The sequence below is a fragment of the Salinicoccus sp. CNSTN-B1 genome (assembly GCF_054792835.1).
Map to the genome: position 1 here is coordinate 1,591,583 of NZ_JBTWMN010000004.1, position 15,081 is coordinate 1,606,663.

The window sequence follows — 15,081 nt, forward strand, 5'->3', positions numbered from 1 at the left end:
AAAGTAATTAAACTTTCGTCTAATTACTTTATCCTGGAATATATTCGGTTTGACGCTCTTCGAAATACGCCTCATCTACGATTGTATTGTCTTCACCCATCAGCACGACATTCGGTTTGAATGCCTCCAATTCACTGTCATCCAACTGAACATAGCTGATGATGATGACTATATCCCCACCTGTACCTTGCGGGCTGCTGCCCCGTTCAGGCATATTTCACGCGAACCCCGCTTGCCTTCGATGACGTATGTTTCAATCCGCTCGCCATTATTGTTATTGACAATCTGGACCTTCTCATTCGGAAGGATATCAGCCGCATCAAGGAAATCAGGATCAATTGTGATACTGCCGACATAATTCAAGTTTGCTTCTGTAACTTTTGCACGATGGATCTTGCCATTCATCATTGTTCTGATCATTTCATCACCAACATATTATCTATTAACCGTGTTCTTTCGAACTTTACAGCAATGAATATTATAGCATCCCCCTCGATGTTTTGAACAGCATCAAGTCTTGGATGGGTGTAGATCTGTAGATCGTCCACGTGCGCTGATGTTTTCGATTCGATATGGTCCTTATGTCCTCTTTGACAGCTTCAGCGTCAACCATGCCGTGTTTTATGCTTTCCTGCGCCCTTACAAGCGCGCGGTGGATTTCAGGGGCCTCATTGCGTTCGGCTGGAGAGAGATTGACGTTCCGGCTGCTTTTTGCCAATCCATCACGTTCCCGCTCGGTCGGCACACCAATCACCTCGAGCTCATGGTTGAAGTCCAAAACCATGCGCTTTATGATCATCAGCTGTTGGCGGTCCTTCTCTCCGAATACCGCAAAGTCCGGGCGTATGATGTTGAATAATTTGTTGACTACGGTCACAACCCCTTCAAAGTGGCCAGGTCTCCTGACGCCATCAAGTATCGAGGCCATGGATTTTAGGGACAGTTGAAGTTCGGGTTGTTCTGGGTACATTTCTTCTTCAGAAGGATGGAAAACCACATCGACTCCAGCTTGCCTGCATATTTCTAGGTCTCGCTCGAGATCCCTCGGGTAGCTTTCCAGATCCTCGTCGGGTCCGAATTGGAGGGGATTGACGAAGATGCTGACCACTACCGTATCACCCCTGCGCCTCGCTTCTTCTATAAGCGCAACATGACCTTCATGCAGGTACCCCATGGTGGGCACGAATGCAATCTCCCTGTCCTTAAAGGTTTTAATATGTTGCGTATGCCTTCTATCGTATCTGTATTTTTCATCACTCTTCAAAAACCTTTCTCTTATAAGTGGTGGTTTCATCGGGAAATTCCGAATTCTTTACGGCCTGTACATAAGCCGAGAGGCCTTCTACCCCAGCAGTATTGAAATCTGCATACGACCTGACGAACTTCGGCAGGCGTTCGGTGCCATACTGGAGCAGATCGTGATAGACCAGCACTTGTCCATCCACCTCTTTACCTGCGCCGATGCCGATGGTGGGTATTGTGAGGGCTTCCGTCACCCTCTGGGCTAGATCTGATGGAATCGCCTCAAGTACAAGCAATGATGCACCAGCGGCCTCCATTGCCTTGGCGTCTTCAATCAGCTGCATGGCCGCTTCCTGGGTGTCGGCCTGCATCTTAAATCCTGTCACGCCGACTGACTGCGGTGTCAGTCCCAAGTGCGCGACGATTGGTACACCGGCCCGCACTGCCCGTTTGACGACGGGCAGGCAATCTACGCCTTCAAGTTTGATGGCATTGGCGTCTGTCTGCTGATAAAGCGACAGAACATTTCTTACGCTTGTATCATCATCCGCGTGATACGTACCAAATGGCATGTCGACCACCATATATGTGTCTGGGGCACCCCGCCTGACAGCTTTGGCATGATGGATCATATCTCCGGTCGTCACCTGCACCGTGCTTTTGTATCCAAGCACCGTCATGCCGAGTGAGTCACCGACAAGCAGCATGTCCATCCCTGCTGCCTCGCTTTGTTTTGCACTCGGATAATCATAGGCGGTCACCATGGTGATCTTTTCGCCATTTTGTTTCATCTGACTCCATTCACTGGTTGTTTTCATCATACTGCTCCTTTTATTTAAAGCCTATTATATTATAATTAGTTTACCATATATTTGGATGGTCGAAATACGTCGGGAGGATTAAAAAATGAAAATTGCAGTTATAGGCATAGGTGCTGTGGGCAGTATCGTCGCCCGGGAGCTGAAGATGCTCGATTATGATACGGTGCTGTTCGGCAGGCAGCCGAAATCCGGATTCACCATTTCTGAAGCGGGAGAGGAACATTTCTATCCCTACAGGATAGAGACGATGGATGCCTATCAGGGCGGATCGTTTGACGTGGTATTCATTGCGGTAAAGGCGACGGCGTTGAGAGGCATCAGCCAGACTTTCCACCCTCTCATCAATGGGGAAACGGAGGTCATCCTATGTGAGAACGGCATGGGCTATGAGCACTATTTCAATCGCCCGGTGCCTGCAGTGGTATATATCAGTGGACAGAAGAAAAACGACATAATTGAACATTTCCAGGATGCCACGCTACTGATTGAGGATGACCCCCATCCCAATCTTGATCGTTTGATTACAGCATTGGAAAAACATCCCGAGACACAATTGGAGATAAAGAAAAGCGAAGATTTCGAACGCATCCGCTATGAAAAGCTGCTGATCAATCTCGGCATCAACTCTGTAACGGCTTTGTCAAAAAACACATCGAAGATCTTTGATCTGCAGTCTGTGACGCAATTGACCCGTGCCCTTCTTGAGGAAGGTGTGGCCATCGTCAATAGCGAGCGGGAAATTGTGTCGCCGGAATTTATAGATAGGGCCATGACAATCTACAAAAATTATAATCCGGATATGGGGACGAGCATGTACTACGACGTCATGGCAGAGGTGGAAACGGAGTATGCCTATATCCAAAAGTATCTCCATGACAGGAAAGGGGCTCTTGAAACCCCCACCCTGGACGTCATAGTCACCCTATTGGAAGCCTATCAATATAAGCGCGGATATTGACTATATTGTGTCATTTCGTACATCTTGCTCCAGACGCATTTATTCATGCTAAAATAGGTGATCAGAAGGAGCGATTGATCATGAAGAGACTGATATTACCATTTGTGTTGCTTATTTTCTTTGTTGCCGGATGCGGCGGTGAAGATGGTCAAATGGACATAAAGGAAAAGGTTGATCAATACAGTGCAAATAAAGAAGCAGAAGCAGCCTCCATCACTGGTTCCGAATTGATCATCGGCGAAAATCAGGAAGAGCGGTACGACTTGCCTGACCATGAATTTTTTGTATCGATCGCACCGTTCATCAATTACACGCACCCATGCGAATTCCATAGCCTGACAGGCTGTCAGGGTGAACTCGTATCCAAGGAGATGCATGTAAAGATTACCGATGGAGAAGGAGAGGTCCATGTGGATGAAAATATGGAGACTCTTGAGAATGGCTTTATAGATCTGTGGCTGCCGCGGGACCGTGAATATGATATCACCATCACGTATGGCGACTATGAAACCGAGGGCTCGTTTTCAACATATGAGAATGATTCGACTTGCCTGACAGATTTCCAACTGGAGAAGTAGACAGCATCCTTGCCGATGTGAACCCAAAAGCTCATTTTATGGATTCACGTCACAAGGATATTTTTCTGCACTTTTTTAGCCTAAACTTTCAATTTACGAAAGTTATTGGTTTAAAATAGCCCATTTAACATCGAAAAATGAACTTAATTAACTATCGTTATTGAAAGGTTCGTTTTTTGTGTTATCATAATAAGCATCTTGAATACAAAGCACTCATATAATCGCAGGAATATGGCCTGCAAGTTTCTACCGGGGCGCTGTAAACGCCTTGACTATGAGTGAGTAACTCTTGTGCAACCACTTGAAGTCTGCTCATCTCATGATGTGTGCTTTTGGCTTTTTCAAAATATGATTTTGGAGTGGATTTCATGGAGTTGCTTAAACAGAAAATATTGGATGAAGGAACAGCACTTTCAGATACTGTATTGAAAGTCGACCATTTCCTCAACCATCAGATCGACCCATCGCTTATGAAAGAAATTGGAGCAGCGTTTAAAGAACATTTCGGAGATCGCGGGATAACTAAAATATTGACGCTGGAATCTTCTGGCATCGCACCTTCGGTCATGACCGGGCTTGCACTCGGCATTCCTGTGATCTTTGCAAGGAAGCGCCAGTCGTTGACCTTGAATGAAGGACTACTAACGGCAGGTGTTTTCTCCTATACTAAAAATGAGACGAATACCATTGCCATCGCCGAGAAATTCATCTCACCTGATGATAATGTATTGATCATCGACGATTTTCTGGCAAATGGGGAAGCCGTTAAAGGTCTGCTCGAACTTGTGGAACAGACTGAAGCTTCAGTAACCGGTATCGGCATCGTCATCGAAAAAGCCTTTCAGGAAGGCGGCGAAATACTTCGTACTGCTGGATACGATGTCCATTCCCTTGCCCGGATCGCCTCTTTGACGGAAGGTGAGATAACCTTCATGTCTGGAGTGGAAGTGTGATGCAGATGTCTTCACTTAAAAAACTTTCACTCGGCATCCAGCATATCCTTGCCATGTATGCCGGCGCGGTGGTCGTCCCTTTGATCGTCGGCGCCGCCATCGGCTTGACCCCCGCACAGCTCACCTACCTCATTGCCATCGATATCATGATGTGCGGCGTCGCAACAATCCTACAGGCCTGGAAAAGGCAATATTCGGGCATCGGACTCCCGGTCGTCCTTGGCTGTACATTTACTGCTGTAGGGCCGATGATCGCCATAGGCAATACTTACGGCATCCCTTCAATATACGGAGCAATCCTTGCTGCAGGTCTGTTCGTCGTCGTCATTGCCAAATATTTCAGCCGACTGATCAGATTCTTCCCGCCTGTGGTCACAGGTTCCGTAGTGACCATCATCGGAATTACTCTCGTGCCGGTCGCCATGCACGATATATCAGGTGGTCAGGGCAGTGCCGACTATGGATCAGGCCTGAATCTCGCACTTGGTTTCGGTACACTTGCAGTCATATTGGTGCTGTTCCGATTCGGAGAAGGTTTCCTGAAATCGATTGCCATACTATGCGGTATAGTGATCATGACTTTCATCAGTGGCTTTTTTGGCATGGTGGATTTCAGTGCAGTCAGTGCGGCCAGTTGGCTACATCTTCCCAGGGTCTTCTATTTCGGGCTGCCTGAGTTCAATATAGTGCCTATACTGACGATGATGCTCGTGACAATCGTCGGTCTGATAGAGGCGACTGGTGTCTACTTTGCTCTTGGAGATATATGCGATGAGGATATCGGACAAGAAGATTTGAAAAGAGGCTACAGGGCAGAGGGCTGGGCGATCCTGCTCGGTGGCATTTTCAATGCCTTCCCCTACACCACCTATTCCCAGAACGTCGGCCTCGTCCAGCTTTCAGGCATAAAAAGCAGACAAATCATCTATATTGCAGGCACCATGCTCATTCTGCTCGGTCTCGTTCCAAAAATCGGTGCTGTAGCAGTGGCCATTCCAACCCCAGTCCTTGGCGGTGCGATGTTGGCAATGTTCGGGATGGTCGTCTCATATGGCATTAAAATGCTTTCCAGAAGTGGACTTTGAGGACCAGAACAATCTGATGATCGTTGCAATATCGATCGGTATGGGCCTTGGCGTCACGGCTTTGCCCGACCTTTTTGCGATCGTGCCTGACAGTTTAGCTGTCATAACGGAAAGCGGCATCGTCCTCGGAAGCCTGACGGCGATTATACTCAATATTGCATTCAATGCCCGCTTGGGCTTCCTTAGACATAAAAGGCAGAATCGTCATATCATTGAATAGTATTGGAATAAATAAAAGAGGCGGCCCCTATGGGGTCGCCTCTTCTATAGTTCAATCATTCCTTTTTCAGCCATTTCCAGAATGGCCATGGTCAAAGCATAGACGACATGCTCGAAGACCAGCCCACCCTGTACAAATACTGTGTAGGGACTTCTGATCGGTCCATCTGCGCTCAGTTCTAGGGATGCACCTTGGATGAATGTGCCTGCAGCCATGATGACCGGGTTTTCATAACCTGGTATATCATCCGGTATAGGCAGGAACTTGGAATTCACCGGGGATGCCTTCTGGATCATTTGGGTGAAAGTGATCATCTCTTCTTCCGTATTGAATGTGACGCTCTGGATCAGATCTGTCCGCTCAGCATCTGGTAGTGGATCTGTCTTGAGTCCGACCGAAGCCAACAGGTGGCTCGTCAATACCGCACCGTTAAGCCCTTCAATTACCGTGTGCGGAGCCAGGAAAAAGCCTTGATACATGTCTTTGAGGCCATCTAGGCTTGCTCCCATTTCTTTGCCTATTCCCGGTACGGTCAGCCTGTAGCTTACCCGCGTAATGATATCCGTGTTGCCCGCGACATACCCTCCCATTGGCGCAATGCCGCCACCTGGATTTTTTATCAGACTGCCGGCAATTACATCCGCTCCGGCTTCTATCGGTTCACGGGTCTCCACAAACTCACCGTAGCAGTTATCTACAAAGACGATCACTTCAGGATGCTGTTTTTTAATTTTTTGGATCATCTCTTCCATTTCAGCTATAGTCAGAGATTTGCGCATGCTGTAGCCCCGGGAGCGCTGTATCGCGACTATCTTGGTCTTTTCATTGATTGCCGCCATAATCGCCTCTTCATCAAAATGGTCGTCGACCAGATCTACAGAGCGGTATTCTACGCCCTTTTCCATCAGACTCCCGATATCGTCATGACTTGTGCCTATCACCTTTTCCAAAGTATCATACGGTTCTCCACTGATATAAAGCAATTCATCACCGGACTCAAGCAGTGATAGTAATACCAGGCTGATGGCATGCGTCCCTGAGATGATCTGGCTTCTGACCAGTGCATCTTCACTGCGGAACACTGCGCTGTAGATATCCTCGAGCTTATCCCGCCCTGTGTCATCGTATCCGTAACCGGTCGTGCCGCTGAAGTCACTTTCGGTGACGCCATTTTCATAGAACGCCGACATGACTTTATTGAAGTTCGCCTGTCCTATCTTTTTATTCTTTTTTATGATGGGGTCAATCTCTTCGACGGCGTCAGACACCATCTTCGCTATTTCAGTATGGTTCACACTTATTCTCCTCTTTGAACGATTCTTCTACTCCAGTCTCCTGGTGGTTCGAAGCCTTTGAAGCTGTAGGATCCATCATCCTCATCCAAAAGCGCCTCTTCTACGATTGTATGACGTTTCAGGTCATAGACTTTCTGTGGCTCAGAGATTGGCAATGTGACATGGTAGGCTTCCATCGTCTCTTTCAGGAAATCTTCCAATATGCCCAAAATCTCTTCTCCAGCCATGTCCTTATAGACATAGGCATGCGGTTCTCCAGGCGTCAGATAACGCCCATCATCAATGTCCGTCTTGTTGAAGAACACGCATGACGGTATGTCATCCATCCCCAACTGTTCGATCAGTTGCTTTACAGTATCGTAGTGGGTACCGAGCGCATCGGTGCTGTTGTCGATGACATGGATGATGAAATCACTGTCCGCCGCTTCCTCGAGCGTCGATTTAAAGCTTTCAATCAATGTCGTCGGCAAGTTTTGGATGAAGCCCACCGTATCCGATATGATGCACTCGAAACCAGAAGGCAATACAATCTGCCTCGTCTTAGGGTCAAGTGTGGCAAAGAGTGCATCTTCTTCAAACGTATCGCTTTTTGCCATTGTGTTGAACAGTGAAGATTTGCCTGCATTCGTATAGCCAATCAATGAAACCTTTACGACTTGGTTGCGCTTGCGCTGTGCCCGGTATCTCTCCCTATGGGCTTCAACCGTCTTCAACTGCTTCTTGATTTCTTTTATACGCTGGTTGATATGCCTTCTATCGGTTTCCAGTTTCGTCTCCCCTGGCCCTCTTGTACCAATGCCACCCCCGAGGCGCGACAGATTGATGCCTTGACCCTTCAACCTCGGTACGAGGTACTGGAGCTGTGCCAATTCGACTTGCAGTTGGCCTGCCTTCGAATGGGCACGCATACTGAATATGTCCAATATGACTTGTGTTCGGTCAATTACCTTAGTATCCATATAGGATTCAATGGAACGGTTCTGGCTTGCCGTGATTTCATCGTTGACGATGGTATAGTCTATCAGATCATCTTCCCCGTAGACTTCAGCCGTTTCAGTCAGAAAACCTGTACCTGCATAGGAGCGTGCATCGACCCGGGTCCTGTTCTGGATATGGACGCCGACAATCTCTATACCGACGGATTCTGCCAGACTTTTCAACTCTTCCACCTCGGTGTCTATCGATGTGCGGTCCGGTGTATCGACTGCAATGATGACACCTTTATATATATGAGTCATTATGACACCTCCGAATTTTAATGCTGCTCTTTACTACGGTGTGCTTGTTCAGCCAACAGATGCTGGATTCCTAGATTACATTAACACATTTAATTGCTTTAAAAAGTAACCCCACTGGAGGTTAAAAAAACATCCCACCTAGTGGGATGTCCTTTTATTTCGTAAATGTACTGATCGCATGCTTATAGATCAAATGATCTTTGCCTCCGGAACTGAGCTGGATCACGTACTTATCGAAATCAATTACTGTACCCCGCATCTGAAACCCATTGACCAGGAATACCGTCACTTCCACTTCAGTTTCCTTGAAGTCACTCAGGAATGTATCCTGCAAATTAAGACTTGCCATTTTTATCTCTCCTTCGCCTGCAGAAATTGATATATATCTTCCAATATTATATCCGTATCGACTACATCCAGATCGTACCATGTTACAGGCAGCTGATTTCTAAAAAATGTAAGTTGTCTTTTGGCATATTGCCTTGAATGTTGAATGATCGCTTCTTTAACATCATCCAAAGTTCCATGTCCTTCAAAATAGGGCATAAATTCCTTATAGCCGATTGCCGCACTCGCTGTTTTCGATAAAGGGCCGCCATCCAGTAATTTACGAACTTCTGATTCAAGCCCCATCTCGAACATCTTTTCGACCCTTTCCCGGATTCGTCCATGAAGGACTTTACGGTTGCGTGTCAATCCTACTATAAATGTATCATATTTCATTTCATCTGTGTAGCCAGGGCCCGTCCTGTTGCTGATCCTGTTGCTCAGTTCGTGTTTCACCAAGGCTCGGATCACCCGCTTGCGGTTGTTTGGATGGATGTCTTCTGCACTTTTCGGATCGATGCGCTGCAGCTGATTGTGCAGAACGGGGGTAGCCAGTTTTTCGAAGTGGCCAGTCAACCTTCTCTTTTCTTCATCATCTTCTTCATCGAATTCATAGCCGTACACCAGAGCGCGGATATAGTGTCCGGTCCCCCCTACTATAAAGGGGGTGCGGGCATCTTCATGGAATTCATCGATCAGATCCTCCACATGGTGTTGGAACTGGTGGACGGAGAATGTCGTATCAGGCGGCATGACATTGATCATGTAATGCTGGACGCCATCCATCTCTTCTTCTGTAATCTTTCCGGTGCCAATGTCCATGCCCTGATAGACCTGCATAGAGTCTCCACTAATGACTTCAAGGTCGAATCTTTTGGCGATCTCAACGGCCAGTGAAGATTTACCTACGGCCGTAGGCCCAACGAGTATCAGAAGTTTCTTCTTTTCAGACATGTCTCCTCACCCACCCTAACAGTCTATTGTAAACTTGTGCACGGTTCTTCTCAAACAGCACTTCATGCCTGCTCTCTTCATAGAGTTGTACGGTCACGGAATCCACATATTTCCTGTAGGTCCGACCCAAACTCCTGATGTCAGCACCATACTTCGAGAATGGATCCGATTTACCGCCTATAAGCAGTATCGGCACATCCGCATTCAACCGCTTCAAATTCTTCTTCTCAAGACTTTCATCGATATTGCGGGCAATCTCAAATAATGCCCGGTTGCTCATCAGGAAGCCGCAGTAAGGGTCTTGATTGTAGTTAGATACACGGGAGTCATCCTCCGATAGCCATCTGTTTTTCTGTTCACCTTTAAATGCACCATCATATCCCGACACCGCCACACTGTTGATTATCGGGGAGCGATATTCCGGAGCGACGGCCGCAAGGAGCTTGAGTAGTTTGACGCCCATGGTTTCAATCAGGGATTTTTTATTGCCCGTCGCTACAATGATTGCGCCATCATAAATATTCTGCTCCAATAACCTGCGGGCAATGATGGAACCCATCGAATGTCCGAGTATGAATGACGGGATATTTGCCGGCAATAGGCGGGACACCGCAATGGCATCATCAGCCAGAACGTCGAGGGACTCGAAATGCCCTAGCTTTTTTGCTTCAGGTCCATGTCCCCTATGATTATGCATGATCACCATACAGTCATTCATCGCAAGCCAGGTCATCATTGCAGTATAGCGCCCTTTATGTTCGGCCATGCCATGCATCAGTTGAATTGCACATATGGGCTCATCCGGCATGAATATGCTGACCTCTATATCTCTGCCATTGTTATTTATAATCTTTTCGATCATTCTCATATATCCACATCCTATTTCATAATCCTATTGAACATCCGCTCGATTTCATACGTGCTCATATGGATGAGCACTGGTCTTCCGTGCGGACATGTATAGGGTGAATAACAGCTGCGTAGCGACTTGAGCAGCGCTTCTATCTGGCTTCTGTCCAAATAGTGGTTAGCCTTTATGGACTGCTTACAGCTCATCATGATTGCGAGTTCTTCTTTATATTGATTTACCGAAAAATCTTCCTTCTCGCTGACAAAATCGATGAGTTCCCCGATGTCCTCTTCCGGACGCTTCTCATCGATCCAATTCGGGTAACCGGTCACGGCATACTGTGTCGGACCGACCTTGTCGATGTCAAAGCCCAATTGTTTAAGTTTCTCAAGTTTCCCATCTATCTCTATTATATCATTCATCGGAAATTCGAACGTATATGGGATGAGGAGCGGCACGGCAGCTGTTTTCCCCGCAGTGATGTTTGCAGAATAATATTCATATTTGATCCTCTCCTGTGCGGCATGCTGATCCATCATGTACATGCCGGAGTCGTTCTGGAGGATGATGTAGGTACCGTGGAGTTGACCGACTATCTCCATATAAGGCAGCTTTTCCGCTTCATCTTCGCTTTCTGAGGGAGCTGGAACATGCTCTTCTTCCGGTTCCGGTGGAGGATTGGTTTCTGAGGAAGGGCCCTCCTCCCGGGCGACGGTCCGCACGGGATCGACAGTGTATGCTGTTTCGGGTTGCTCAGATTGCCGCGCCTCAAAATTGCGTGGTACCGGGGGTGCATCGTATCTTGGACGATCAAATGGATTCGGCTGGGTGAAATCAATCGCGTCCTGGACAGGCTTTTGCCTGTCCGACGTCTTTTTTGCCACATCAGGGATGAGCACTTCTTTTCTCATACTCTCAAGCACTGCGTTCTCAAGCAGATGGTTCAATTCCCTCTCCTTTGAAAACTTCACCTCTATTTTGGCGGGATGTACGTTTACATCGACCAGCTTCGGATCCATTTCAATATCGATCACAGCAATTGGATATTTGTCTTTTGGCAGCAGTGTGTGGAATCCTTTAACTATCGATTGTGACAATGCGAAATTTTTAATGTGGCGCTGATTGACGGAAATGTTCATATAATTGCGGTTGCTGCGATTGATCTCTGGACGAACCGCGTATCCATGTATCTTGAAATCAGCATCTTGCGCCCGTATTTCAACGGCGTTTCGTGCAACATTGAGACCGTATATATCGCTCATGGTTTCTTTGAGGTTGCCGTTGCCCTTGGTCATCAATCTCTGCTGGTCGTCCAACACCAGCCGGAAGCTCACTTTTGGATGGGCCATCGCCATCTTCTGGACCACATCAATAATTTTGCCGCTCTCAGTCTTCAAAGAACGAATATACTTGAGTCTGGCAGGCGTGTTGAAGAACAGATCTGTAATGGTGATGTCAGTTCCCTGGCGTTCCTTGCCAGGACTCTGCCTCATTAGTTCCCCGCCTTCAAAGCGGATGAATACAGGGTCACCAGAATGGTGCTTCGTCTCCACAGAGACTTTGGCGACGGCGCCGATGCTTGCCAGTGCCTCTCCGCGGAAACCGAGTGAACGGATTTGGAACAGGTCGTAATCAGAGGAGATCTTACTGGTCGCATGCCGTTGGAAAAGGAGGGGACCATCCGTATGGTGGATGCCGTCACCATCATCGACGATGCGGATTTTCTTCATACCCGACTCTTCTATGAACACTTCTATTTCAGCCGCATTCGCATCGAGGGAGTTCTCCAAAAGTTCTTTGACGACTGAACTCGGACGCTCCACCACTTCGCCTGCTGAAATCTTATTCTGTATGGCACTCTCCAATACTTTTATGGTGCCCATCGGATCATTCCCCCTTCATTTCATTCTGCAGTTCCTGCAGTTTCATCAAGGCATCGACTGGCGTCATCTGATTGATGTCGACGTATTTCAATTTCTCCATCACCGGATGCAGCTGTTCACTCTCGGTATCGTCAAGGGGCAGTGCGAGCTGCTGGCTTGCCACCCCTGTACCGTCTTCAAAGGTTTTAAGTAGTTCATGTGCCCGCTTTGTAACTGCATCAGGCAGTTCTGCAAGCTTTGCTACTTGTATGCCGTAACTTTTTTCGACGGCGCCTGGCTTGACCTTATGGAGGAAAATCAGTTTACCGTCATATTCAGTCGCTTTTACATGGACATTCTTCAAATGTTCGAGCTCACCGCTGAGCCGGGTCATTTCGTGGTAATGCGTTGAAAACAGTGTTTTTGCACCAATATTGTCATGGATATATTCAAGCATGGCCTGAGCCAGTGACATACCGTCATAAGTAGATGTCCCACGGCCGATTTCATCAAATATCAAGAGACTGTTTTCTGTCGCATTAAGCAACGCTTCATTGGCCTCCATCATCTCAATCATGAATGTCGATTTGCCACTCGCCAGATCGTCGCTCGCGCCGATGCGTGTGAATATCTGATCGAAGATCGGCAGTACTGCAGATTGTGCTGGTACATACATTCCGATCTGGGCCATGATGCTGATGATGGCGGTCTGACGCATATAAGTGCTTTTACCGGACATGTTGGGTCCGGTGATAAGGTAGATGAAAGTTTCATCATCCATGTCGAGCGAGTTCGGAACATAGGTGTTCTCCCCGATCACTTTTTCAACGACCGGGTGACGTCCTTCCTTGACACTGAGTTCACCATCGCTGAATGCGGGCCGGACAAGCCTGTAGTCATTTGAAACAGTAGCGAAGGACACAAGGCAGTCAAGGGTACTGATCAATTCGGCCGTATACTGCAACCGCCCGATGAACTGTTCCATATGTGTCCTTAGTGCAATGAACAAGTCATATTCCAGTATGATGCTTTCATCATGCGCACTCAGAAGCTTGGATTCCATATCCTTCAGTTCCGGAGTGATGAAGCGTTCAGCATTCGCCAGCGTCTGTTTTCGCTGGTAATCGAATGCTTCGGCATCGAAGTTGACTGCACTGCCCTTGGATATTTCAATGTAGTAGCCAAAAACTTTGTTGAATCCTACCTTGAGTGTTTTGATGCCGGTCTTTTCACGCTCGCCTGCAATGTAGTCATCAAGCCACTTTCTGCCGTTGGTGGCGATGTAGCGATATTCATCCAATTGTGCATCATATCCCGTTTTGAATATGCCACCTTCTCTTATGGTTTTAGGTGGTGTATCGGACAAACTTTCTTCCAGTACCTTGTGGACATCATCCAACACATCAAAATCCTTGAATAACGGCGAAGTGGATAGTCCTGTTCTTTCAAGCGTATCGGCTATACTAGGCAGACCTTCAAGAGAATCTTTAAGCTGGACCAGATCTTTTGCATCGATGTTGCCGAAACTCAGTCGTCCGACCAGCCTTTCAATGTCATACACATTATTCAGTAATTCCCGGATATCCTCCCTCTCCAGAAAGTTTTCAAGCAACACAGCAACAGCGTCCTGCCGCTCCTGGATGAGCGCTTCTGATAACAGGGGCCTTTCGATCCATTTGCGGAGTTTGCGCTTCCCCATAGGTGTTTCGGTACGGTTTAGATACCAAAAGAGGGAACCTTTCACTTTTCTCGTCTGAAGGCTCTCGAGAAGTTCGAGGTTGGAGATGGCGGCATAATTCAGCTGCATCGTCTCATTGAGTCGGTGCTTTTTGACCTGTCTGAAGTGCTTCAACTCTTTCATGTTGTGTGCATTGATGTAGGAGATGAGAAGATCCAGTGTCTCCTTCTCCGCTTCACTTATACCATCATCATAATCCAGGCTGAAATGCCCCTTTGCCTTATACGGCGTATTGATTGGAGGGTCCCGGTAGATTTCTGATAAAACTCCCGTTATCTCTTCTTCCACAACGATCTCCCGTGGATTGATGCGCTCAATCTCACTTTTTAAAAGGGCGAGTTGCTCGGTTGTGAATGCCTGTATCTCACCGGTTGATATATCGGAGTAGGCGACAGCGAATGCTCCATCGTTTTCCCCGATCGCCAGTATGTAGTTGCTCCGTCCATCATCCATGCCAAAATCGTCTATCAGAGTACCCGGTGTAATGATGCGCACAACTTCACGCTTGACCATGCCTTTTGTTTTTTTAGGGTCTTCCATCTGTTCGCATATCGCAACTTTGTAGCCTTGATTGATGAGGCGTTCGATATAGCCATCAGCCGAATGATACGGCACCCCGCACATCGGAATCGGATCTTTCTTCTTATCCCTTGAAGTCAGTGTAATCTCCAGCACCTTACTTGCTGTAATTGCATCTTCATAGAAAAGCTCATAGAAATCACCGAGCCTGTAGAAAAGCAGTGTATCAGGATGTTCCTCTTTTATATTCAAATATTGTTGCATCATAGGTGTAACTGTAGCCATTTAAACACTTCCATTATCGATTGAAATATAACTGCATTATATCACGTGTCGCTTCCATTGTTTAACCTTACCGACTGTTCTTGCGTCAACGGCTCTCACCATATCCACACACGACAAGCGAAAAAGAAGCTGCATACCCTAAAGGGATATGCAGCT

The 15,081-nt window shown here is 47.2% G+C and carries 11 protein-coding genes, 3 pseudogenes and 1 riboswitch; of the genes and pseudogenes, 4 read left to right on the forward strand and 10 right to left on the reverse strand.

The window, feature by feature from the left end:
* Positions 1-28: 28 nt before the first annotated feature.
* The 3 genes and pseudogenes from panD to panB all read right to left on the reverse strand — a co-directional run bounded on the left by panD (position 29) and on the right by panB (position 2,060).
* Positions 29-420: pseudogene (panD, locus tag ACYF68_RS09425) on the reverse strand (aspartate 1-decarboxylase).
* Positions 417-1,294, reverse strand: a pseudogene (panC, locus tag ACYF68_RS09430) (pantoate--beta-alanine ligase). Before panC ends, panD begins: the two co-directional pseudogenes overlap by 4 nt.
* A complete protein-coding gene (gene panB / locus ACYF68_RS09435; RefSeq protein WP_461047570.1) occupies positions 1,254-2,060 on the reverse strand; it encodes a 3-methyl-2-oxobutanoate hydroxymethyltransferase in 807 nt (268 codons plus the stop codon). Before panB ends, panC begins: the two are co-directional and overlap by 41 nt.
* Positions 2,061-2,148: 88 nt before the next feature.
* On the opposite strand from panB, the gene ACYF68_RS09440 reads away from it, so the two are divergent.
* The 4 genes and pseudogenes from ACYF68_RS09440 to ACYF68_RS09455 all read left to right on the forward strand — a co-directional run bounded on the left by ACYF68_RS09440 (position 2,149) and on the right by ACYF68_RS09455 (position 5,857).
* On the forward strand, positions 2,149-3,021 hold the full coding sequence (locus ACYF68_RS09440; RefSeq protein ID WP_461046547.1) for a ketopantoate reductase C-terminal domain-containing protein: 873 nt from the start codon (positions 2,149-2,151) through the stop codon (positions 3,019-3,021).
* Between the two features lie 80 nt (positions 3,022-3,101).
* Complete coding sequence (locus tag ACYF68_RS09445) at positions 3,102-3,599, forward strand: CueP family metal-binding protein (protein WP_461046549.1); 498 nt, start codon at positions 3,102-3,104, stop codon at positions 3,597-3,599.
* Positions 3,600-3,792: 193 nt separating this feature from the next.
* Positions 3,793-3,894, forward strand: a riboswitch (purine riboswitch).
* 73 nt (positions 3,895-3,967) lie between these two features.
* Positions 3,968-4,552, forward strand: a complete 585-nt coding sequence (locus ACYF68_RS09450; RefSeq protein ID WP_461046551.1) for a xanthine phosphoribosyltransferase — start codon at positions 3,968-3,970, stop codon at positions 4,550-4,552.
* Positions 4,552-5,857, forward strand: a pseudogene (locus tag ACYF68_RS09455) (nucleobase:cation symporter-2 family protein). The gene ACYF68_RS09450 and the pseudogene ACYF68_RS09455 overlap by 1 nt, the downstream one beginning before the upstream one ends.
* A gap of 44 nt (positions 5,858-5,901) precedes the next feature.
* Here the strand turns inward: ACYF68_RS09455 and ACYF68_RS09460 are convergent.
* From ACYF68_RS09460 to mutS, 7 genes are all read right to left on the reverse strand, one after another.
* Complete coding sequence (locus tag ACYF68_RS09460; RefSeq protein ID WP_461047572.1) at positions 5,902-7,128, reverse strand: methionine gamma-lyase family protein; 1,227 nt, start codon at positions 7,126-7,128, stop codon at positions 5,902-5,904.
* 26 nt (positions 7,129-7,154) lie between these two features.
* Positions 7,155-8,390: a GTPase HflX gene (hflX, locus tag ACYF68_RS09465; protein ID WP_461046553.1), complete on the reverse strand. Its 1,236-nt coding sequence runs from the start codon at positions 8,388-8,390 to the stop codon at positions 7,155-7,157.
* A 154-nt stretch (positions 8,391-8,544) separates the two neighbouring features.
* Positions 8,545-8,739 (reverse strand): RNA chaperone Hfq, encoded by a 195-nt coding sequence (gene hfq, locus ACYF68_RS09470; protein WP_344701473.1) that lies wholly within the window; start codon positions 8,737-8,739, stop codon positions 8,545-8,547.
* Between the two features lie 2 nt (positions 8,740-8,741).
* Entirely contained in the window at positions 8,742-9,671 is a 930-nt protein-coding gene (gene miaA / locus ACYF68_RS09475; protein WP_344701471.1) for a tRNA (adenosine(37)-N6)-dimethylallyltransferase MiaA, read from the reverse strand.
* Positions 9,664-10,539: an alpha/beta hydrolase gene (locus ACYF68_RS09480; RefSeq protein ID WP_461046555.1), complete on the reverse strand. Its 876-nt coding sequence runs from the start codon at positions 10,537-10,539 to the stop codon at positions 9,664-9,666. Before ACYF68_RS09480 ends, miaA begins: the two co-directional genes overlap by 8 nt.
* 11 nt (positions 10,540-10,550) lie before the next feature.
* The gene (gene mutL / locus ACYF68_RS09485; RefSeq protein WP_461046557.1) at positions 10,551-12,404 is read right to left on the reverse strand and encodes a DNA mismatch repair endonuclease MutL; all 1,854 of its coding nucleotides are present in this window, start codon (positions 12,402-12,404) and stop codon (positions 10,551-10,553) included.
* A gap of 4 nt (positions 12,405-12,408) precedes the next feature.
* Positions 12,409-14,925 (reverse strand): DNA mismatch repair protein MutS, encoded by a 2,517-nt coding sequence (gene mutS, locus ACYF68_RS09490; RefSeq protein ID WP_461046559.1) that lies wholly within the window; start codon positions 14,923-14,925, stop codon positions 12,409-12,411.
* Between the last annotated feature and the right edge of the window lie 156 nt (positions 14,926-15,081).